This window comes from Rhodococcus sp. Q (assembly GCF_005503035.1).
GTDB lineage: Bacteria > Actinomycetota > Actinomycetes > Mycobacteriales > Mycobacteriaceae > Rhodococcus_G.
In genome coordinates, this window is record NZ_SCOY01000032.1 from 25,834 (window position 1) to 47,378 (window position 21,545).

Consider the following 21,545-nt stretch of genomic DNA (forward strand, 5'->3'; position numbering starts at 1 on the left):
CACATGAGCGGCACCGTCGCGGTCCGATACCCTGGTTGCCCGTGACCTCTGTATCGCGAGACTCCGTGACCTCCGGCCAGTACGACCTGATCATCGTCGGGTCAGGATTCTTCGGACTGACGATCGCCGAGCGGGCCGCGACGCAGCTCGGTAAGCGGGTCCTCGTCCTCGACCGCAGGCACCACATCGGTGGCAATGCCTACTCCGAGGCGGAGCCCGAGACGGGTATCGAGGTCCACAAGTACGGGGCGCACCTGTTCCACACCTCCAACAAGCGGGTCTGGGACTACGTCACCCAGTTCACCGAGTTCACCGGCTACCAGCACCGAGTCTTCGCGATGCATGGCGGCCAGGCCTACCAGTTCCCGATGGGCCTGGGCCTGGTCGCGCAGTTCTTCGGGAAGTACTTCACGCCGGACGAGGCCCGGGCGCTGATCGCGGAGCAGGCTGCGGAGTTCGACACCAAGGACGCGGCCAACCTGGAGGAGAAGGCGATCTCCCTGATCGGTCGCCCCCTCTACGAGGCGTTCGTCCGCGACTACACCGCCAAGCAGTGGCAGACGGACCCGAAGAACCTGCCCGCCGGCAACATCACCCGCCTGCCGGTCCGGTACAACTTCGACAACCGCTACTTCAACGACACCTACGAGGGTCTGCCCGTCGACGGCTACACCGCGTGGCTGGAGAACATGGCGAAGGACGACAACATCGAGGTCCGGCTGAACACGGACTGGTTCGACGTCCGCGACGAGCTGCGCGCCGCGAGCCCCGACGCCCCCGTCGTCTACACCGGACCGCTGGACCGCTACTTCGACTACGCGGATGGCGAGCTGGGCTGGCGCACCCTCGACTTCGAGACCGAGGTGCTGCCGACCGGCGACTTCCAGGGCACCCCGGTGATGAACTACAACGACGCGGACGTGCCGTTCACCCGCATCCACGAGTTCCGGCACTTCCACCCCGAACGCACCTACCCGTCCGACAAGACGGTCGTCATGCGCGAGTTCTCGCGGTTCGCGGAGTCCACCGACGAGCCGTACTACCCGATCAACACGCCCGACGACCGGACGAAGCTCGAGGCGTACCGGGCGCGGGCGAAGGCCGAGACCGAGAACGCGAAGGTCCTGTTCGGCGGCCGGCTCGGCACCTACCAGTACCTGGACATGCACATGGCGATCGCGAGCGCGCTGAGCATGTTCGACAACACCCTGCGCCCGCACCTCGAGTCCGGCGCCCCTCTCGGCGGCGGAGTCGAGGCATGACCCCGAAGCACCTGCTGGAGCAGGACACCTTGTTCGACGATCAGGAACTGCTCGGGAAGGCCCTGCTGCAGCGGGTCATCCTGCCGCGACCGGGTGAGCCGCTCGACGTGCGCACCCTGTACCTGGAGGAGTCGCCGACCAATTCGCGTCGCGCGCACTCCCTCTCCCGCACCTCCCTCTCGCTCGTCGCCGAGTCCGAGGTGTCGATGGCGAGCTACTTCAACGCCTTCCCGGCCAGCTACTGGCGGCGCTGGACGATCCTGAAGACGGTCGTGCTGCGGCTGGAGCTGGTCGGGCACGGCCGCGTCGACGTGTACCGCTCGAAGGCGGATTCCTCGCGGATTCACGTGCAGGGCAAGGAGTTCCGCGGCGAGGGCAGGTCTGCGGTGGTGGAGTTCGAGGTCGAGCTCGCGCCGTTCGAGGACGGCGGCTGGATCTGGTTCGACATCACCACCGACACCGACGTCGAACTGGTCGCCGCGGGGTGGTACGCCCCGATCGAGGCGCCCGGCTCGGGTCGCGTCGCTCTCGGCATCCCGACGTTCAACCGACCCACCGACTGCGTCAAGGCGCTGACGGCGCTCGGTACCGACCCGCTGGTGCTGGACGTGATCGACGCCGTCATCATCCCGGACCAGGGCACCCGCAAGGTCCGCGACGAACCCGGTTTCGCCGAAGCCGCCGCCGTGCTCGGCGACCGCCTCGCGATCCACGACCAGGCGAACCTCGGCGGTTCGGGCGGCTACAGCCGCGTCATGTACGAGGCGCTGAAGACGACCTCCGCCGAGCACATCCTGTTCATGGACGACGACATCGAGATCGAGCCCGACTCGATCCTGCGTGCGCTGGCCTTGTCCCGCTTCGCGAAGTCCCCGATGCTCGTCGGTGGCCAGATGCTCAACCTGCAGGAACGCAGCCACCTGCACACGATGGGTGAGGCGATCAACCGCGGCATCTTCATGTGGTCGGCCGCACCGAACGTCGAGTACGACCACGACTTCTCCCGCTTCCCGCTCAGCGACCGCGAGAACTCGAAACTGCTGCACCGACGCATCGACGTCGACTTCAACGGCTGGTGGATGTGCATGATTCCGCGCGTCGTCGCGGAGGAGATCGGGCAGCCGCTGCCGCTGTTCATCAAGTGGGACGACGTCGAGTACGGACTGCGGGCCCGCGCCGCCGGCTACCCGACGGTGACGATGCCCGGCGCCGCGATCTGGCACATGGCCTGGTCCGATAAGGACGACGCCATCGACTGGCAGGCCTACTTCCACCTGCGCAACCGTCTCGTCGTCGCGTCGCTGCACATGCCGGGCAACGGCCGCGGGCTCGTCGTCAACACGGTGAAGGCCACCCTCAAGCACCTGCTGTGCCTCGAGTACTCGACCGTCGCGATCCAGAACCAGGCCATCCGCGACTTCCTCGGCGGCCCCGAGCACATCTTCGACCTGCTGCCGACCGCGCTCGGCCAGGTGCACGCGATGCGCAAGGAGTACCCGGACGCCGTCGTGCTGCCGTCGTCGACGGAGCTGCCGCTGCCGTCCGGCGCCGGTGTCGGCGCCGTCGGTGACCCCGGCAACCCGCTCGCCAAGCTGGTTCGCCTCGGGAAGGGACTCGTCCACAACGCGAAGCCCGCGCACGAGGAACACCATGAGCGCCCGCAGCTGAACGTGCCGACCATCGACGCCCGCTGGTTCCTGCTCTCGCAGGTCGACGGCGTCACCGTCACCACCGCCGACGGGCGCGGTGTCGTCTACCGCAAGCGCGACCCGCGCCAGGCATGGGGACTGCTCAAGGAGGCGATGCGCCTGCGCCGTGAACTGGCCCAGCGCTTCCCCGCACTCAAGGACGAGTACGCGGCCGCCGTGCCTGCGCTGACCAGCAAGGAGAGGTGGGAGAGTGTCTTCGGCATCTGAGGTCAGGATCCTGAACCGGGTGCAGTCGACGATCGGCGCCGAACCCGCAGTGATCAAGGCCGCGCGCGGCATGTCCCATTTCGGTGAACACGCACTCGGTTGGATCGCGGTCGCCGGCGTCGGTGCCGTACTCGACAAGCCTCGCCGCAGGCAGTGGGCCGGAGTCGCGGTGGGCGCAGTCGGCGCCCATGCCGCGTCCATCGTGATCAAGCGCGTCGTCCGCCGTCCCCGGCCGAACGATCCGTCGGTGCAGGTCAACGTGTCGACGCCGAGCAAGCTGAGCTTCCCGTCGTCGCATGCGACGTCCACCACGGCTGCCGCGGTGCTGCTCGGGCGGCTCACCGGGCTACCCTTGCCCGCGGTGCTGGTGCCTCCGATGCTGCTGTCGCGGCTCGTGCTCGGCGTCCACTACCCGACCGACGTGCTCGCGGGGTCCGCCCTCGGAGCTGCCTCGGCCGCAGTGGTTCTGCGTGCCGAACAGAAGTTTGGAGAGAGATGAGCGAGCACCCGACCGAGGTCGCCGGACCGCCGAAGTCCCTGGCGTCCGGCATCGTCAAGGCGCTCCGCCCGCGTCAGTGGGTGAAGAACGTCCTGGTGCTCGCTGCGCCGCTGGCCGCCGGTTCCGTCACCGAGACCGACGTCCTGCTGCCGGTCGCGCTCGCCTTCGTGGTGTTCTGCATGGCGGCGTCCGGCATCTATCTCGTCAACGACGCGATGGACGTCGAGGCGGACCGCCAGCACCCGACCAAGCGGTTCCGCCCGATCGCCGCAGGCGTTCTGCCCGTGAACCTGGCGTACATGATGGCGGTCGCCCTGCTCGGCGGGTCGATCGCCCTGTCGTTCCTCGCGAACTGGCAACTGGCGCTCGTCATGGCCGTCTACATCGCGATCCAGCTCGCATACTGCTTCGGCCTCAAGCACCAGGCCGTCCTCGACATCTGCATCGTGTCGTCGGGATTCCTGCTCCGGGCCATCGCCGGTGGCGTCGCCGCCGAAATCCCGCTCTCGCAGTGGTTCCTGCTGATCATGGCGTTTGGCTCGCTGTTCATGGCGGCGGGCAAGCGCTACGCGGAACTGTCGCTCGCCGAATCGACCGGCGCGAAGATCCGTAAGTCGCTCGAGTACTACACCGCCACCTACCTGCGTTTCGTGTGGACGCTGGCCGCGACCGCCGTGGTGATCTGCTACGGCCTGTGGGCCTTCGAACGTGACCAGGCGACGGGCTCCAACTGGTTCGCCGTCTCCATGATCCCGTTCACCATCGCGATCCTGCGGTACGCCGTGGACATCGACGGCGGAGAAGCGGGCGAACCTGAAGAGATCGCCTTCCGGGACCGGGTGCTCCAAGTCCTCGCGATCGCGTGGATCGGAGTGGTGGGTGTCGCTGTCTACATCGCCTGACACGACGCGGGCCGACGACGTCGCGATCCCTGATCGCGGCACGTCGGAGTCCGTGTCGTCGACCGTTGCCCGGTTCGTCTACGTCGCGGGGATCGCGATCACCGGCGCCCTGTTCTTCTGGGGTGCCTGGGAGCGTCGCTGGATCGCCGACGACGGACTGATCGTGCTGCGGACCGTCCGCAACCTGCTCGCCGGAAACGGTCCGGTGTTCAACGCAGGTGAGCGGGTCGAGGCGAACACCAGCACCCTGTGGACCTACCTCGTCTACGCGTTCGGATGGATCACGCAGATCCGCCTGGAGTACGTGGTCCTCACCCTCGCGCTGGTCCTGTCCGTCGCCGCCATCGTGCTGGCGATGGTCGGGACCGGTTCCCTCTGGCGCGCCGGCGCCGGTGGCAGGACCGGTGCCGGACTGCTGCTTCTCCCGGCGGGCGCCCTCGTCTACATCGCGGTGCCCCCGGCGCGCGACTTCGCGACGTCCGGCCTCGAGAGCTGCCTCGTCATCTTCTGGATCGGCCTGCTGTGGCTGCTGATGGTTCAGTGGGCACAGCGTGAGCCGTCCACCACGCGTGTCCTGATCCTGGCGTTCATCGCCGGTCTCGGTCCGCTGGTGCGTCCCGAGATGGTGATGCTCGCGGGGCTCGTCCTCCTTATGATCTTTCTCACACCGGGGTCGTGGCGGCGCCGGGTGGCGATCGTCGCGGTCGCGGGTGCGGTGCCGGTCGGCTACCAGATCTGGCGGATGGGCTACTACGGCCTGCCCTACCCGAACACCGCCGTGTCGAAGGATGCGGGCGGCGCCAAGTGGTCGCAGGGCATGACCTACCTGTGGAACCTCGTCGGTCCGTACTGGCTGTGGCTTCCGCTCGCCGTTCTCGCTGGTTATCTGGGGTGGTTGGCGTACCGGCGTTACGGACTCGGGCGTCCCGGTGACGGCTCCGGCGTCACCGGACTCGCGCGCCTGCACACACCCGCGGCGGTGATCGCGCTGTTCGTCGGCACCGGCATCCTGCTCGGGATCTATTCGGTGCGGGTCGGTGGTGACTTCATGCACGGCCGCGTCCTGCTGCCGGTGCTGTTCTGCCTGATCCTCCCGATCGCCGTGCTGCCGGTGCGCGTGCCGCGGCGCGACCAGTGGGGTTCGACCCCGGCCACTGCCGTGTTCGCCGCGGGATCGCTGGCCTGGGTCGCCGTCGTGGTGTGGGCGATCGTCGCCTCGACCGCGCAGGGCATGCCGAACGGCACGTTCGTCGGTAAGTCCGGCATCGTCGACGAGCGGAACTTCTACATGCTCGGGACCGGAAACGACCATCCGATCCGGGCCGAGGACTACCTCGACTATCCGCGAATGCGGGCGATGGTCGAGACGATCAACAACAGCCCCGACGGGGGTCTGCTGCTACCCGCGGCGTACTACACCTACTGGGATCTGGTGCCGCCGCCGTTGCCGATTCCGGAGGGCGGGGCAGGTCACACGGTGTACTTCCTGAATCTGGGCATGACGAGCATGAATGTCGGTCTGGACGTGAAGGTCATCGACCAGATGGGTCTCGCCTACCCGCTCGCGGCCCACACCGAGCGCCTCGGCGACGGACGCATCGGTCACGACAAGGCCCTGTATCCGGACTGGGTGGTCGCCGACACGGGCATGGTCGACCAGCATCCGTGGATGCCCTGGTATCTCGACGAGAACTGGGTGGCTCAGGCACAGGTCGCGCTGACGTGTCCGGACACTCAGGAGTTGCTGGCGTCGTCGCGGGGAGAGTTGACCCGTCAGCTGTTCATCCGCAACTTCAAACGGGCGTTCCACTACGCGGGGTATCGCATCGACCGGGTGCCCGCATACGAGATCCAGCGCTGTGGTTTGGAGATGCCCCCCGAGCGTCCCCGCTAGGGAAATCACGAAACTGTATCCCAAATCACGTTTACGTAACGGTCGTAACCGTAACGCGATGTACAGATACAAGAAGTCCCTTGCAACTCGTCCGGCGCGGCGGGTTTCAGGGGGAAGAACCGCGGTTGTCACGCCACACCCGTTCGCATACGCTCCTGCGAGCGCAGTGTGACCTTGATCCGTTCCACTGCCGGACGCGCATGTGTGCGTACGGCAGAGCCGTGGCCTAGTGCCAGACTTCCGGGCCAGCTCAGGCGGGTACCGCAGGAGAGAAAGAGAGCAGTATTCATGCGTATTGGCAGACCGAGGTTCCAGAACCTCAAGCGACGCCTCCTCGGCCTTTCGGCCGCAGCGCTCGTGCTGCCCGTCACTGCCGGTATCGCGGGGACCGCCGTCGCCGGCGCCGCACCGGTCACGCACCGGGCGCCGTCCGGTGGTTACGAAGAGGTCTCGGTGCCCTCCTCCATGGGCCCGATCAAGGTGCAGATCCAGTGGGCCAAGCGTGGCGGTGGAGCTGCCCTCTACCTCCTCGACGGACTCCGCGCACGCGACGACAGGAACGCGTGGTCGTTCGAGACCAACGCTCTCGACCAGTTCGCGAACGACAACCTGACCCTGGTCATGCCGGTGGGTGGCGAGTCGTCGTTCTACAGCGACTGGATTGCGTCGTCGAACTTCAACGGCCAGGACACCACCTACAAGTGGGAGACCTTCCTGACCCAGGAGCTCCCCGACTACCTGGAGACCCGTGGTGTCTCTCGCACCAACAACGGTGTGCTCGGCCTGTCGATGGGCGGCTCGGCTGCCCTGACGCTGGCGGCCTACCACCGCGACCAGTTCAAGTTCGCGTCTTCGCTGTCGGGCTACCTGAACATCTCGGCGCCCGGTATGCGTGAGGCGATCCGCGTGGCGATGCTCGATGCCGGCCGGTTCAACGTCGACGCGATGTGGGGCCCGCCGTGGAGCAAGGCATGGCTGCGCAACGACCCGTTCGTGTTCGCGCCGAAGCTCGAGGGCCTGTCCCTGTACATCTCGGCGGCCAGTGGTCTGCCCGGTGAGTTCGACAAGCCGCAGAAGCCGATCGACTACTACAACACCGCCAACGGCATGGGCCTCGAGGCCATCTCGCTGGTCAACACCCGGGCCTTCCAGGCTCGCATGGCCGCCCTCAAGATTCCTGCCACGTACAGCTTCCCGTCCAACGGCACCCACTCGTGGCCGTACTGGTCGGGCGAGCTGTTCAAGGCCCGCACCCAGATTCTGGACACCCTGAACGCCTGGTGACCGGATAACCATGATCGCGACGATGCCGCCCTGCACACCCCTCCGGGGGTGAGCAGGGCGGCATCTGCCGTTTCCTGCACATAACAAAACCTCGTAGATGCCGCGCGTCACACGCGTCACTCCTGTCCGCCGTGTACAAAGGGGACACGCGAGTGTCCAGGCGTAACAGCAGCGTGACGCGCGGGTCGGGTCAGTCAACCGACGGTGCCGGGTAGTAGACCGGCCGACAGAAGAAAGAGGAGTCACCTCACATGCGACCAGGATCAACAAGATCGGGCGCCCGATCGCATCACCGCAAGGGGCGTGCGTTCGCACTGTTGGCCGCTGCGCTTGTTCTGCCGACCGCGGCTGGGCTGACGACCGCCGGTGTCGCCGCCGCACAACCGGCGACGAGCACGTCGATCACCGCGACGCAGACCTCGACCCCCGCGAAGAAGTCCCCCGAGGACGTCCAGGAAACCGTCGCGCCGAAGTCCAGCGCCGCGAAGACCACGACGACGGCCGCGACATCCACCGCGGCCGCGACGACCACCACCGCGGTGACGCCCACGACGACCGCCGCGCCGACCACCACGGTCGCCCCGACGACGACCGTCGCGGCGCCCGCGCCCGCGCCGGTCATCTCGGCGCGATCCGCAGCCGCACCCGGTCGGTCGATGCCGGGTGTGTCGAAGGTGCAGTGGATCACCGACCGCCGCGTCGCGCTGTGGGTCGACTCCCCGTCCATGGGCGCGCCGTTCCAGGTGCAGATCCTGCTGGCACGTGACTGGAACTCCCGGCCCGACGCCACGTTCCCCGCCCTCTACATGCTCGACGGTCTGCGCGCCCGCGACGACGAGAGTGGCTGGACCATCGAGACCGACGCGGCGAGCTTCTACGCCGACAAGAACGTCAACGTGATCCTCCCGGTCGGCGGCGAGTCCAGCTTCTACACTGACTGGCTCGAAGGCGACAACGGCAAGTTCTACCAACTGGAGACGTTCCTGACGAAGGAACTGCCACCGGTGCTCGAGAACAGCATGCGCACCACCAGCACGCGCGGTGTGATCGGCCTGTCGATGGGCGGCACGTCCGCGATGTTCCTCGCGGCCCGCAATCCCGGCTTCTTCAAGTTCGCCGGCTCGTTCTCCGGTTACCTCAGCACCACGTCGCTCGGTATGCCGCAGGCCCTGCAGTACGCGATGCAGGACGCGGGCGGATACAACGTCACCAAGATGTGGGGCCAGCCGAGCAATCCGCAGTGGGCCGCGCACGACCCGTACATCCAGGCGGAGAACCTCAAGGGCACGAGCCTGTACATCTCCAGCGGCAGCGGTATGACCGGTCCGTACGACCAGCCGTCCGGCATCCCCGGCGTGTCCACCAACTACGCGGGCATGGGTCTGGAGATCCTCTCGCGTCTGACCTCGCAGTCGTTCGCGACGAAGCTGAACAAGCTCGGCATCGCCGCGCAGGTGAACTACCGGCCGTCGGGCACCCACTCGTGGCCGTACTGGCAGTTCGAGATGCACCAGGCGTGGCCGCAGGTCGCCAACGCCCTCGGCGTCGAGGTCTCGGCACCCGGGTGCGGCCTGAACGGCGACATCGGCGCGATGGCGAACGCGAACCCGTGGCTCGGCGGCTGCGTCACCGGTGAATACGGTGTCGCGGGCGGGCTCGCCCAGGACTTCCGCAACGGCCGCATCTTCTGGTCCGGTGGCACCGGCGCACAGGTCGTCACCGGCATGATCGGCGGCGAGTACCAGGCGATGGGCGGCCCGTCCGGACCCCTCGGCCTGCCGGCCACCAGCGAGTTCGGCACCCCCGACGGCCGTGGCCGCGGCAACCACTTCCAGGCCGGTTCGATCTACTGGACCCCGCAGACCGGGGCCCATGCGGTCCGCGGCGCGATCCGCGACCTGTGGTCCTCGCAGGGCTGGGAGACCGGTCCGCTCGGCTACCCCGTCGGCGACGAGATCAACACCCCGTCCAAGGACGGCGCCGTGCAGGGCTTCGAGATCGGAGCCATCTACTGGAGCCCCACCACCGGGGCGAACGGTGTTCAGGGCCTGATCATGCGCAAGTACGGCGAGATGGGCTACGAGAACAGCTGGCTCGGTTTCCCGCGGTCCAGCGAGCGTGGCCCGATCCGGGACAACGGCCGCTTCAACGAGTTCGAGGGCGGCAACATCTACTGGAGCCCGGCGAGCGGTGCCTGGTCGATCAAGCACGGCGCGATCTTCGAGGAATGGGGACGCCAGGGTTACGAGGGCGGCCGCCTCGGCTACCCGATCAGTGACGAATATGCCTTCGAGGGTGGCGTCCGCCAGAACTTCCAGTTCGGCACCATCACCGTCAAGGGCGGGAACATCCAGGTCGCCTGAGTGATCGACGTGGCGGGCCGGGTTCGCGGCGCGAACCCGGCCCGACGCACGTCGGTACCCTCGACACCGATGACCCCAGTCGCGGCGGGACGTCCCGCCGATGACCGAAGAGGACTGTGAAATTGATGCGCGTATCTTCCCGTACCCCGATTACCCGTGTGCTCGCCGTCGGCGCGCTCGCGCTCGTCTCGGCAGGCGTCCTCGCCGGATGCGGCAGTGACGACTCGACGGCGTCGAACACGCCGACGCTGACGACGGCAGCAGGATCGGGTTCGCCGACCGCGCCGCCGCTCGCGACCGGCATCGAGGTACCGGAGTACACGACCCCGTCGGTGGCGGCGACTGCGCCGCCGGAGACGCCGCAGTCGGTGCCGAGCGGATTCCCCGGTCCGACGGAGGCGCCCCCGATCGACGCCCGTGGACAGGCCTACCTGGACGCGTTGAAGAAGGGCGGCGTCACGCCCGCCGCCAACGGTGACATCGCGATCTCCACCGCCAACTACATCTGCTCGGCCAAGGAGAGCGGCGTCGCGAGCGAGGAGATCCTCGCCTACGTGACGGGTATGGCCGGTGTCGAGGCCGGGTTGGCAGGCGGAACACCGTCCGAGGCGGACGCGGCCCGGATGGCGCAGGTGTACATCGACGCCGCGACCTCGACCTACTGCTCGTAGCCGATGGGAGCCCGGAAGAGTCGGGGACGCCGCCTGCTGCGGACGTTGCTGGTCCTGATCGTCCTACTCGTCGTCGCGCTGGTCGCGTTGCTGGCGTGGTTCCTGCTTGCAGGGCGGGTGCCGAAGCCGCCGGTGACGCCGCCGGGGCCGGAGCGGCCGTCCGCGCAGCCGGCCAGCTGCCCGGACGTCCAGGTGGTCGCGATCCCGGGTACCTGGGAGTCGAGCGCCGCTGACGACCCGTTCGATCCGACCGCGAATCCGGCGTCGCTGATGCTCAACGTCACGAGGCCGCTGCAGGCGCAGTTCGCGCCGGAGCGGGCGCAGGTGTACACGGTGCCGTACGTGGCGCAGTTCTCGAATCCGGTCGCGCTTCCGCCGGACGGTCAGGTGTCGTACAACGTCAGCCGAGGCGAGGGCACCGCGAAGGCGACCGAGGTGATGTCGGCGATGCACACCGAGTGCCCGTTGACGAGTTACGTGCTCACCGGGTTCTCGCAGGGCGCCGTCATTGCCGGTGATCTCGCCGCGAGCATCGGAGCGGGCAACGGGCCCGTCCCTGCCGACCTCCTGTTGGGGGCCGGGCTCATCGCGGACGGTCGTCGGAATCCGGGGACGGCCGAGGACGTCGGTCCGCCCGTCGCGGGTGTCGGCGCCGAGGTCGCGTTGGCCGGTGTCAAGCTGCCGGGCATCACGATGACCGGTGCCAGGCCGGGCGGCTTCGGGTCGGTCGGCGACCGGGTCGTGCAGATCTGTGCGCCCACGGACGGCATCTGCGACGCTCCGGACGGTGCCTTCAAACCTGGCAATTGGCTGGGGAGTGCGTCGCGTCTGCTCGAGTACGTCAACAACCCTGTGCATGCGATGTACAACAGCTTCAGTGTTGATGGAAACGGCACCACTGCCACGCAGTGGATGACAAACTGGGCCGCTGAGAAGGTGCGCTCCGCGCCCGCCCCCGCCCATGAGTGATCGAGTCCTGACAGGAATAGGGGGGACCGTGTCCAGCAGTTAGAGTGGACAACCGGTTACCTGCACTTTTCACCACTGCCCGCCACCAGGAGAATTGATAGATGAGTTCCGCCGACGCGCCCGCGCCGCGCAAGTTCCGGTTTGCAGCCGGTGGCGAGGGCAACGCCGAGGAGGGCGGGGCCAGGCGCTTCGTCAAGCTGGCCCAGAAGGCCGAGGAGCTCGGGTACGACAGCTTCATGATCCCCGACCACGTCGGAAACCAGGTCGGCCCGATCGCCGCACTCGGTGCGCTCGCTGTGGCGACGGACAAGATCCGTATCGGAACTGCGGTGCTGGCCAACGGTTTTCGCCATCCGGCGATCCTCGCGAAGGACGCCACCACCATCGACGTGCTCTCCGGTGGTCGGCTCGAGCTCGGTATCGGTGCCGGCTGGATGAAGGACGAGTTCGACCAGGCGGGCATCGCGTACGAGCGTCCTGGTGCTCGCATCGCGAAGCTCGAGGAGTCGCTGCAGATCCTGGACACGCTGCTGCGTGGCCAGGAGTGCAACTTCGAGGGCGAGTACTACCGGATCTCGGGACTCAAGGGCAGCCCGCGGCCGCGTCAGGGTCCGCGTCCGCCGATCGCCGTCGGCGGTGGGGGACCGAAGATGCTCGCGCTCGCGGCGAAGTACGCCGACATCGTGTCCATCGCGCCTCCGTCGACCAAGGAGGGCAAGATGCTGCTCTCCGGGATCACGATGGAGGCGACCGCGGCCCGTGTCGACGGAATCCGTGCGGCTGCGGGTGACCGATTCAAGGACATCGAGCTGAACTGGACGATCACCGCGGTCATGCCGACCGAGGACCGCGAGGCGATGGCCGAGATGGCACTCGGGGCCATCTCCAACGGGTACCCGCCGAACATTGAGGCGGACGTCACGCTGACCGTCCAGGACATCCTCGACTCGCCCTATCTGGCGATCGGCACGTACGACGAAATCGCTGATCAGATAAGAAGGGTTCGGGATCGGACGTCGATGTCGTATGTCGGCATCTTCCCGACCCAGATGGAGGCCTTCGCCCCCGTCATCGACCTGCTCAAGGGTGAATGACGAGGCGGGCTTCTGTAACATCCTGTTGGTTTGGGATGCGAAGCGGTTCGTTACCGTAACGAGATCTGCATGTTGCCGCTAGACATTGATTGCATGATTCCCGCGGGAGCAGGGAGTTGAAGCCCACCGGTGCAGAAACAGGCGTCGAGGGCTTGCCTTGGAGGAGAAGGTATGAAGAACTTCGATGACTACATCGACGAGACCGGGCATATCAAGTTGCAGCCCGGGAACACACTCGTCGACTACGTCGAGCAGCATTCCCGAGAGAATGCCGACGATCTGGCATACCGCTACATCGACTACTCCACCGCACGCGACGGTGAGGCGCAGGAGCTCACCTGGGAACAGTTCGGTGTCCGGCTGCGCGCCGTGGCGGCCCGACTGCAGCAGGTGACCAAGCCCGGCGACCGCGTCGCCGTGCTCGCGCCCCAGGGCCTCGACTACGTCATCTCGTTCTTCGCCGCGATCCACGCGGGCACCATCGCGGTGCCGCTGTTCGACCCGGACGAGCCCGGTCACACCGATCGGCTGCACGCGGTGCTCGGCGACTGCGAACCTGCCGCGATCCTCACCGCCACGGAGTCCGCGGCCGGTGTCCGTCAGCTGTTCCGCTCGCTGCCCGCCGCGCAGCGTCCCCGCATCATCGCCGTCGACGCGATCCCCGACACCGTCGGCGAGACGTGGGTGAACCCGGAGCCGAAGCTCGAGGACATCGCGTACCTGCAGTACACGTCCGGTTCGACCCGCACTCCCGCAGGCGTCGAGATCACCCACCTCGCGGTCGGCACCAACGCGGTGCAGATGGCCGACGCTATCGGGCTGAGCACCGAGTCGCGCGGTGTCACCTGGCTGCCGCTGTTCCACGACATGGGCCTGCTCACGGTGATCCTGCCCGCGCTGGGCGGCAAGTACATCACCATCATGAGCCCCCGTGCGTTCGTCGCCCGGCCGTCCCGCTGGATCAACGAACTCGCCGCCGTCTCCGACGGTGCGGGCACCTTCGCCGCCGCGCCGAACTTCGCGTTCGAGCATGCCGCGGCCCGCGGACTGCCCAAGAACGGTGAGACGCTCGACCTCTCCAACGTCATCGGGCTCATCAACGGGTCCGAGCCCGTCACCACCTCGTCGATGCGCAAGTTCAACGAGGCGTTCGCGCCGTACGGGCTGCCCAAGACCGCCATCAAGCCGTCCTACGGCATGGCGGAGGCGACCCTCTTCGTCTCCACCACCGACCAGGCCGACGAGGCCCGTGTCATCTACGTCGACCGCGACCAGCTCAACCAGGGCCGGATGGTCAAGGTTTCCCCCGACGCGCCCGGAGCCATCTCCCAGGTGTCCTGCGGGCACGTCGCACGCAGCCAGTGGGCCGCGATCGTCGACCCCGAGACCGGCGCCGAGCTGCCCGACGAGCACGTCGGGGAGATCTGGCTGCACGGCAACAACATGGGCCAGGGTTACTGGGGTCGCGAGGACGAGACCGCGCAGACCTTCCACAACCGGATCACGTCGCGGCAGGCGGACGGCAGCAAGACCGACGGCGCGCCCGACGACGCGAACTGGATGCGCACCGGCGACTACGGCGTCTACGTCGACAGCGAGCTGTACATCACCGGTCGCGTCAAGGACCTGGTGATCGTCGACGGACGCAACCACTACCCGCAGGACCTCGAGTACTCCGCGCAGGAGGCGTCCACCGCGCTGCGTCCCGGCTTCGTGGCCGCGTTCGCCGTGCCCGCGAACCAGCTGCCCAAGGAAGTGTTCGAGTTCGGGTCGGGACTGAACTACGACCCCGACGACGGCTCCGAGCAGCTCGTGGTGGTCGCGGAACGCGCACCCGGTGCGGGCAAGGCCGAACCGGGGCCGATCGCCGACGCGGTCCGCGCCGCGATCTCGGCGCGACACGGCGTGACGGCGCGCGACGTACTGCTCGTGCCCGCCGGGTCGATCCCGCGTACCTCCAGCGGCAAGATCGCCCGCCGCGCCTGCAAGGCCGCGTACATCGAGGGCACCCTGCGCGGCGGGTACCAGCAGACAGCGTTCCCGGACAGCGTCTGAGATCGACTACGTCCCCGACGAGACCTCCGACGACGAGTAGCGTGGTGCACTGATGGCTGAAACTGAGATGACGGTCGCGCAGCTGCGCGAATGGCTACGCAACTGGGTTGCCGGGGTGACCGGGCAGCCGGTGGAGCAGATCTCCGACGACCGCCCGATGGAGGAGTTCGGTCTGTCGTCCCGCGACGCAGTGGCCTTGTCTGGCGAGGTCGAGGACCTGCTCGGCATCACGCTGAACGCGACGATCGCCTACCAGCATCCGACCATCGCGTCCCTCGCGACGCGGATCATCGAGGGTGAGCCGGAGCTGCCCGCGGGGTCGGACGACGCGTACTACGCGGTCCGGGACACCTCGCAGTCCCACGACATCGCGATCGTCGGTCTGGCATCGCGCTTCCCCGGCTCCGGGCACACGCCCGACGAGATGTGGCGACTGCTGATCGAGGGCCGTGACGCCGTCACCGATCTGCCCGACGGACGGTGGGCGGAGTTCGCGGCCGACCCGCAGATCGCCGCCGCCATCGAGAAGGCCAACACCAAGGGCGGCTACCTCGACGACGTCAAGGGCTTCGACGCCGAGTTCTTCGCGATGTCGCCGCTCGAGGTCAAGAACGTCGACCCGCAGCAGCGTCTCGCACTCGAATTGGCCTGGGAGGCGCTCGAACACGCCCACATCCCGGCGAACGAGCTCAAGGGTCAGCAGGTCGGTGTGTTCATCGGCACCTCCGCCAACGACTACCAGCTCCTCGCCGTCAGCGACCCGGTCCAGGCGCACCCCTACGCGATCACCGGCACCTCGACATCCGTCGTCGCGAACCGGGTGTCGTACTACTTCGACTTCCGCGGGCCGTCGATCGCACTGGACACCGCGTGCTCGTCGTCGCTGGTCGCCGTGCACCAGGCGGTGCGGTCGCTGCGATCCGGCGAGTCCGACATCGCGCTCGCCGGTGGCGTCAACATGCTCGTCGCGCCCGCCGCGACCCTCGGCTTCGACGAGACCGGTGTGCTCACCGACGACGGCAAGATCAAGGCGTTCTCGTCGGATGCGAACGGCATCGTGCGCGCCGAGGGCGGCGGACTCGTCGCGCTCAAGCGACTCGAGGACGCCGAACGGGACGGCGACGCCATCCTCGCGGTGATCGCCGGTTCCGCCGTCAACCAGGACGGCCGGTCCAACGGCATCGTCGCCCCGAACCCCGACGCGCAGGCCGACGTCCTGCGCGCCGCCTACCGTGACGCGGGCATCGTGCCGTCCGGCGTCGACTACATCGAGGCCCACGGCACCGGCACCATCCTCGGCGATCCCATCGAGGCCGACGCTCTCGGTCGCGTCGTCGGGCGTGGCCGTGACGCCGACAAGCCCGCGCTGCTCGGCTCCGCGAAGACCAACTTCGGGCACCTGGAGTCCGCGGCCGGCGCGGCAGGCCTGATCAAGGTCGTGCTCGCGATGCAGGAGGACAAGCTCCCGCCGTCGCTGAACTACGCAGGCCCGAACCCGTACATCGACTTCGACGGCACCCACCTGCGTGTCATCCCCGAAGTCACCGACTGGCCGCGCTACACGGGCCGCGCCGTCGCAGGCATCTCCGGATTCGGCTTCGGCGGCACCAACGCGCACGTCGTCGTGCGCGAGTACACCGGCGCCGTCGCACCCGAGGACAACGGCGCGGTCGCGCCCGAGGCGTCCGCGAGCGAATCGCTGTCGGAGGCGACGGAGTCCCTCGACGCCGAGCACGTCGACGTCGAGGCCGAGGCGGAGGCCGTGCTGGCCGACGCGGCCGAGTCGATGGGCGTCGAACCGCTCGTAACGCCGCAGCGCGAGGAACCGCTGCCGGTGCTGCTGCCGGTGTCCGCGTCGATGCCGTCGCGCCGCCGCCGCGCCGCGGCGGACCTCGCCGACTGGCTCGAGACCGAGGCCGGCAGCACCACTGCGCTGGCGGACCTGGCCCGGACGCTCGCGGGACGCAACCACGGCCGCTCCCGCGCCGTCGTGCTCGCCCGGACCCACGCCGAGGCCATCACCGGGCTGCGCGCGGTCGCCGCGGGCAAGCCCGGGCAGGGCGTCTTCTCCGCCGACTCGCCCGCAGGCAAGGGCCCCGTCTGGGTGTTCTCCGGCTTCGGGTCGCAGCACCGCAAGATGGCCAAGCAGCTCTACACGAACAACGCGGTCTTCCGCGCCGCGATCGACCAGGTCGACGAGCTGATCGAGTTCGAATCCGGCTACAAGATGGCCGAGAAGTTCCTCGACGACTCCCTCGACTACGACGTCGAGACCTCGCAGGTCGGCATCTTCGCCATCCAGATCGGTCTCGCGGCACTGCTGCGTCACCACGGCGCCGAGCCGGAAGCCGCGGTCGGTCACTCGATGGGCGAGGCAGCCGCCGCGTACGTCACCGGTGGACTGTCCCTCGAGGACGCCGTCCGCGTCATCACCGCCCGCTCGCGCCTGATGGGTGAGGCCGAGGCGACGCTGTCAGGCGACGACATCCGCCTGATGGCGCTCGTCGAGTACACCGCGGCGGAAATCGAAGCCGTCCTCGGCGACTTCCCGCACCTCGAGGTCTGCGTCTACGCCGCGCCGACCCACACCGTCATCGGCGGTCCCCAGCCCGAGGTCGAGGCGATCGTCGCCCGGGCCGAGGCCGAGGAGAAGATGGGCCGGATCCTGCAGACCAAGGGTGCCAGCCACACCTCGCAGGTCGACCCGATCCTCGGCGAACTCGCCGCCGAGCTCGCGGGCATCGAACCGCACACCCTGACCGTCGGACTGTTCTCGTCCGTCGACAAGGAGACGTACTACCGCGCCGGACACGCCCCGATCCACCCGGTCGACTACTGGACCAAGGGCATGCGGCACAGCGTCTACTTCACCAACGCCGTGCGCATGGCCGTCGACGCAGGCCACACCACCTTCGTCGAGCTCGCACCGAACCCGGCGACGCTGATGTCGGTGGCCGCCACCGCATTCGACGCCGGACTGCACGACGCCCAGCTGATCCCGACGCTCAAGCGCAAGGAGGACGAGGAGGTCGGCGTCCTCACCGCGCTCGCCCAGCTGTACGTGCACGGGCAGCCCGTGAACCTGGCGTCGCTGCTGCCTGTCGGCGAGTACGCGAACGCCCCGCGCACCGCGTTCCAGCGCAAGGAGTTCTGGCTCGACGTCCAGGTCAGCGCATCCGGATCGGGTCGCGCGCCCGGGTCGCACGTGTCGCTTCCCGACGGTCGGCACGTGTGGGAGGTTGCCGCCTCTGCCGTTTCCGATCTGAACGACCTCGTGACTTCCGCTGCGGCGCAGGTGCTCTCGGGCGTGACGCTGACCGCTGCCGTCCCGCGCGGCGACGTGCCTGCATCGGGAACGCTGACCACCACCCTGAGCCCCCATCCCGGCGGCGGTTCGTTGCAGGTGCACGCGAAGTCGAACGGTGCCTTCGCGCTGCTGCTGGATGCGGTCGTCAGCTCCGGTGAGGCACTGCCCGAACTGGTCGTCGCCGTGCCGGAACCCCGGTCGAGCTCGCCGATGGAGGAACTGCCCGAGATCGTCGAATCCTTCGGCGACAAGTGGGATCCCAACGGCACCCAGGCCCTCGAGGACCGGCTCGCCCTGATCGTCGCGGAGTCGATGGGCTACGCCGTCGAGGACCTGCCCGGCGAGATCCCGCTGATCGAGCTGGGGCTCGATTCGCTGATGGCGGTGCGGATCAAGAACCGTGTCGAGTACGAGTTCGACATCCCGCAGCTGCAGCTGCAGGCCGTCAAGGACGCGAACCTGCGCGAGGTCGAGAAGTACCTGCGCTACGCCGTCGAGAACCGCGAAGAGGTCGAGGCGCTCGCGGCGCAGCAGCAGGCCGAGAAGGACGCCCCCGCACTCGATTCCGTGCTCGACGAGGAGACCACGAGTCCAGTCGCCGAGGCCGAGCAGATCGTCGCCGACGCCGCACCGACCGTCGGCGATGCGTCCGACGAGGAGGTCAACGTCCCGCCGCGTGACGCCGCCGAACGTCTGACGTTCGCGACGTGGGCGGTCGTGACGGGCAAGTCCGCGAAGGGCATCTTCAACATCCTGCCCGTCCTCGACGACGGCACCGCCGAGAAGCTGGCCGCCCGGTTGACCGAACGCGCAGGCGGCGAGGTGAGCTTCGACGACGTACTCGACAGCGAGACCGTCGAGCAGCTCGCGGAGAAGGTTCGCCCGCACCTCGAGGACGAGGGCAAGATCGAAGGCCTCGTGCGCGTCCTGCGTGCCCGGCCCGAAGGGTCCACTGCCGTACCCGTTTTCGTGTTCCATCCGGCAGGTGGGTCGACCGTCGCCTACGAGCCGCTGCTCAAGCGGTTGCCCGCCGACACCCCGATGTACGGCTTCGAACGGACCGAGGGTCCGCTCGACGTGCGTGCCCGCGAGTACCTGCCGCTCATCACGGAGATCCAGGGCGACGGGCCGTACGTGCTGTACGGCTGGTCCCTCGGCGGCGCACTGTCCTACGCAGTGGCGACGCTCCTGCGTGAACAGGGCAAGGACGTCCGTATCGTCGGCCTCATCGACACCGTGATGGCGGGCGAGGAAATCGAGGACACGCCCGACGAGATCAAGAAGCGTTGGCAGCGGTACGCGGCGTTCGCGAAGAAGACCTACAACGTCGACGCGCCGTTGCCGTTCGACATGCTCGCCGCCGCCGAGACCGACGAAGAGCAGATCGAGATCCTGATGAACCTGCTCAAGGTGAGCGGCGCGAAGATCCCCGGCGGCATCATCGAGCACCAGCGCACGTCGTGGCTGGACAACCGAGCACTGCAGACCGTCAAGCCCGGCAAGTACGACGGCCCCGTGGTGCTCTACATGGCGGACAAGTACCACGACGACGCCATCGCGCTCGAGCCCGCATTCGGGACCCGCACGCCCGACGGCGGCTGGGCGAAGGTCGCGTCGGACCTCGAAATCGTGCACATCGGTGGCGACCACATCCAGATCGTCGACGAACCGTACATCGGGAAGGTGGGGGCCGACCTGACCAAGAAACTGGCCGCCATCGAGGCCGAGAAGCGGAGTAACTGAGTGAGCACCACCACCGCCGAAAAGCTTGCCGAGCTTCGGGAGAAGCTCGAGATCTCGAAGGCCCCGGGCAACGCCCGTGCCATCGAGCGGCGCAAGGAGAAGGGCCTGCCGACCCCGCGCGAGCGGATCGACATGTTGCTCGACCCGGGCACCTTCGTCGAATTGGGTCAGCTCGCCCGCCAGCCCGGCGACCCGTCGAACCCGTACGGCGACGGCGTCGTCACCGGCCACGGGCTCGTCGACGGCCGTCCTGTCGCGGTCTTCGCGCACGACCAGACCGTGTTCGGTGGTGCAGCAGGCGAGATCTTCGGCCGAAAGGTCGCCGCCGTCAACGACTTCGCCATCAAGATCGGCTGCCCCGTCGTCGGCATCAACGAGTCCGCGGGCGCCCGAATCCAGGACGCCGTCACGTCGCTGGCGTGGTACGCCGAGATGGGACGACGCCAGGAACCGCTGTCGGGCATGTGCCCGCAGATCTCCGTCATCCTCGGCAAGAACGCGGGCGGCGCGGTGTACGCGCCCATCAACACCGACGTCGTGGTCGCGACCGAGGACTCGTACATGTTCGTCACCGGTCCCGACGTGATCAAGTCGGTCACCGGCGAGGAAGTCAGCCTCGACGAACTCGGCGGTGCCCGAAACCAGGTGGAATACGGCAACATTCACCACGTCGCGCCTGACGAGAAGGCCGCGTTCGAATGGGTCCGCAAGTACCTGAGCTACATGCCGTCGAGCTGTACCGAACAGCCGCCGATCATCAACCCCGGACTCGAACCCGAGATCACCGAGGACGACCTCGCACTCGACTCGTTCATGCCCGACGCCGACAACGCCGGCTACGACATGCACGACATCCTGATGCGGATCTTCGACGACGGCGACTTCCACGAGATCCGCTCCCAGATGGCGCAGAACGTCATTACCGGATTCGCCCGCGTCGACGGCCGCCCCGTCGGAGTCGTCGCGAACCAGCCGATGTACCTCTCCGGAGCACTCGACGCCCAGGCAGGCGACAAGGCAGCGCATTTCGTGCGCGTCTGCAACGCCTACAACATTCCGCTCGTCTTCGTCGTCGACACCCCCGGCTTCCTCGTCGGCGTCGAACAGGAGAAGATCGGCGTCATCAAGCGTGGTGGTCGGTTCCTGTTCGCCTATGTCGAGGCGTCCGTCCCGAAGGTCACCGTCGTCGTGCGCAAGTCGTACGGCGGCGGCTACGCCGTGATGGGCTCCAAGCAGCTCGGTGCCGACGTCAACTTCGCCTGGCCCACCGCCCGCATCGCGGTCATGGGAGCCGAAGGGGCCGTCAACATCATCGGCCGCAAGCAGATCGAATCCGCAGGCGAGAACGCACCCGCCGTGCGTCAGCAGCTGATCAACTTCTACAACGAGCACGTCGCGACGCCCTACATCGCGGCCGAGCGCGGCTACGTCGACGCCGTCATCGACCCGTCGGCCACCCGCCTCGAGATCCGCAAGGCACTGACCCTGCTGCGCGACAAGACGGTCTACAAGAACCCCCGCAAGCATCACCTGCTGCCGTTCTGACCTTTCTGCCCCGCCGCCTTTCTTCCTGAATGGCCCATTCA

At 67.8% G+C, this 21,545-nt stretch carries 14 protein-coding genes; 13 read left to right on the top strand and 1 reads right to left on the bottom strand.

Annotated elements, in window-relative coordinates; all coding sequences use genetic code 11:
- Positions 1-41 precede the first annotated feature (41 nt).
- The 6 genes from glf to FFS72_RS21810 all read left to right on the top strand — a co-directional run bounded on the left by glf (position 42) and on the right by FFS72_RS21810 (position 7,757).
- Positions 42-1,262: a UDP-galactopyranose mutase gene (gene glf / locus FFS72_RS21785; RefSeq protein WP_137875898.1), complete on the top strand. Its 1,221-nt coding sequence runs from the start codon at positions 42-44 to the stop codon at positions 1,260-1,262.
- The gene (locus tag FFS72_RS21790) at positions 1,259-3,178 is read left to right on the top strand and encodes a glycosyltransferase (protein ID WP_137875899.1); all 1,920 of its coding nucleotides are present in this window, start codon (positions 1,259-1,261) and stop codon (positions 3,176-3,178) included. Before glf ends, FFS72_RS21790 begins: the two co-directional genes overlap by 4 nt.
- Complete coding sequence (locus FFS72_RS21795; protein WP_050067287.1) at positions 3,162-3,677, top strand: phosphatase PAP2 family protein; 516 nt, start codon at positions 3,162-3,164, stop codon at positions 3,675-3,677. Before FFS72_RS21790 ends, FFS72_RS21795 begins: the two co-directional genes overlap by 17 nt.
- Positions 3,674-4,579, top strand: coding sequence for a decaprenyl-phosphate phosphoribosyltransferase (locus FFS72_RS21800; protein WP_137875900.1), 906 nt, complete (start codon positions 3,674-3,676; stop codon positions 4,577-4,579). Before FFS72_RS21795 ends, FFS72_RS21800 begins: the two co-directional genes overlap by 4 nt.
- Positions 4,557-6,473: an arabinofuranosyltransferase AftB family protein gene (locus FFS72_RS21805; protein ID WP_283235444.1), complete on the top strand. Its 1,917-nt coding sequence runs from the start codon at positions 4,557-4,559 to the stop codon at positions 6,471-6,473. Before FFS72_RS21800 ends, FFS72_RS21805 begins: the two co-directional genes overlap by 23 nt.
- 288 nt (positions 6,474-6,761) lie before the next feature.
- Entirely contained in the window at positions 6,762-7,757 is a 996-nt protein-coding gene (locus FFS72_RS21810; RefSeq protein ID WP_137875901.1) for an alpha/beta hydrolase, read from the top strand.
- A 289-nt stretch (positions 7,758-8,046) separates the two neighbouring features.
- Here FFS72_RS21810 and FFS72_RS26845 read toward each other — a convergent pair whose 3' ends face one another.
- Entirely contained in the window at positions 8,047-8,379 is a 333-nt protein-coding gene (locus tag FFS72_RS26845; protein WP_137875902.1) for a hypothetical protein, read from the bottom strand.
- Between FFS72_RS26845 and FFS72_RS21820 the strand changes: the two genes are divergently transcribed.
- The 7 genes from FFS72_RS21820 to FFS72_RS21850 all read left to right on the top strand — a co-directional run bounded on the left by FFS72_RS21820 (position 8,297) and on the right by FFS72_RS21850 (position 21,504).
- Positions 8,297-10,120, top strand: coding sequence for an alpha/beta hydrolase-fold protein (locus FFS72_RS21820; protein ID WP_502704143.1), 1,824 nt, complete (start codon positions 8,297-8,299; stop codon positions 10,118-10,120). The genes FFS72_RS26845 and FFS72_RS21820 overlap by 83 nt on opposite strands.
- A 125-nt stretch (positions 10,121-10,245) precedes the next feature.
- Positions 10,246-10,791 (top strand): DUF732 domain-containing protein, encoded by a 546-nt coding sequence (locus tag FFS72_RS21825; RefSeq protein WP_137875903.1) that lies wholly within the window; start codon positions 10,246-10,248, stop codon positions 10,789-10,791.
- A gap of 3 nt (positions 10,792-10,794) precedes the next feature.
- Positions 10,795-11,760, top strand: coding sequence for a cutinase family protein (locus tag FFS72_RS21830; RefSeq protein ID WP_137875904.1), 966 nt, complete (start codon positions 10,795-10,797; stop codon positions 11,758-11,760).
- 101 nt (positions 11,761-11,861) lie between these two features.
- Positions 11,862-12,854: an LLM class F420-dependent oxidoreductase gene (locus FFS72_RS21835; RefSeq protein ID WP_137875905.1), complete on the top strand. Its 993-nt coding sequence runs from the start codon at positions 11,862-11,864 to the stop codon at positions 12,852-12,854.
- Positions 12,855-13,025: 171 nt separating this feature from the next.
- On the top strand, positions 13,026-14,909 hold the full coding sequence (fadD32, locus tag FFS72_RS21840) for a long-chain-fatty-acid--AMP ligase FadD32 (protein ID WP_137875906.1): 1,884 nt from the start codon (positions 13,026-13,028) through the stop codon (positions 14,907-14,909).
- A gap of 67 nt (positions 14,910-14,976) precedes the next feature.
- On the top strand, positions 14,977-19,959 hold the full coding sequence (gene pks13, locus FFS72_RS21845) for a polyketide synthase Pks13 (RefSeq protein WP_137875913.1): 4,983 nt from the start codon (positions 14,977-14,979) through the stop codon (positions 19,957-19,959).
- Entirely contained in the window at positions 19,960-21,504 is a 1,545-nt protein-coding gene (locus FFS72_RS21850) for an acyl-CoA carboxylase subunit beta (RefSeq protein ID WP_137875907.1), read from the top strand. It abuts the gene before it with no gap.
- Positions 21,505-21,545 lie beyond the last annotated feature (41 nt).

Excerpts from the sequence above, each read along its gene's own strand:
- FFS72_RS21790 (WP_137875899.1), top strand. The coding sequence starts at position 1,259 with ATGACCCCGAAGCACCTGCTGGAGCAGGACACCTTGTTCGACGATCAG.
- FFS72_RS21800 (WP_137875900.1), top strand. The coding sequence starts at position 3,674 with ATGAGCGAGCACCCGACCGAGGTCGCCGGACCGCCGAAGTCCCTGGCG.
- FFS72_RS21825 (WP_137875903.1), top strand. The coding sequence starts at position 10,246 with ATGCGCGTATCTTCCCGTACCCCGATTACCCGTGTGCTCGCCGTCGGC.
- FFS72_RS21810 (WP_137875901.1), top strand. The coding sequence starts at position 6,762 with ATGCGTATTGGCAGACCGAGGTTCCAGAACCTCAAGCGACGCCTCCTC.
- pks13 (WP_137875913.1), top strand. The coding sequence starts at position 14,977 with ATGACGGTCGCGCAGCTGCGCGAATGGCTACGCAACTGGGTTGCCGGG.
- FFS72_RS26845 (WP_137875902.1), bottom strand. The coding sequence starts at position 8,379 with ATGACCGGCGCGGGCGCGGGCGCCGCGACGGTCGTCGTCGGGGCGACC.
- FFS72_RS21830 (WP_137875904.1), top strand. The coding sequence starts at position 10,795 with ATGGGAGCCCGGAAGAGTCGGGGACGCCGCCTGCTGCGGACGTTGCTG.
- fadD32 (WP_137875906.1), top strand. The coding sequence starts at position 13,026 with ATGAAGAACTTCGATGACTACATCGACGAGACCGGGCATATCAAGTTG.
- FFS72_RS21835 (WP_137875905.1), top strand. The coding sequence starts at position 11,862 with ATGAGTTCCGCCGACGCGCCCGCGCCGCGCAAGTTCCGGTTTGCAGCC.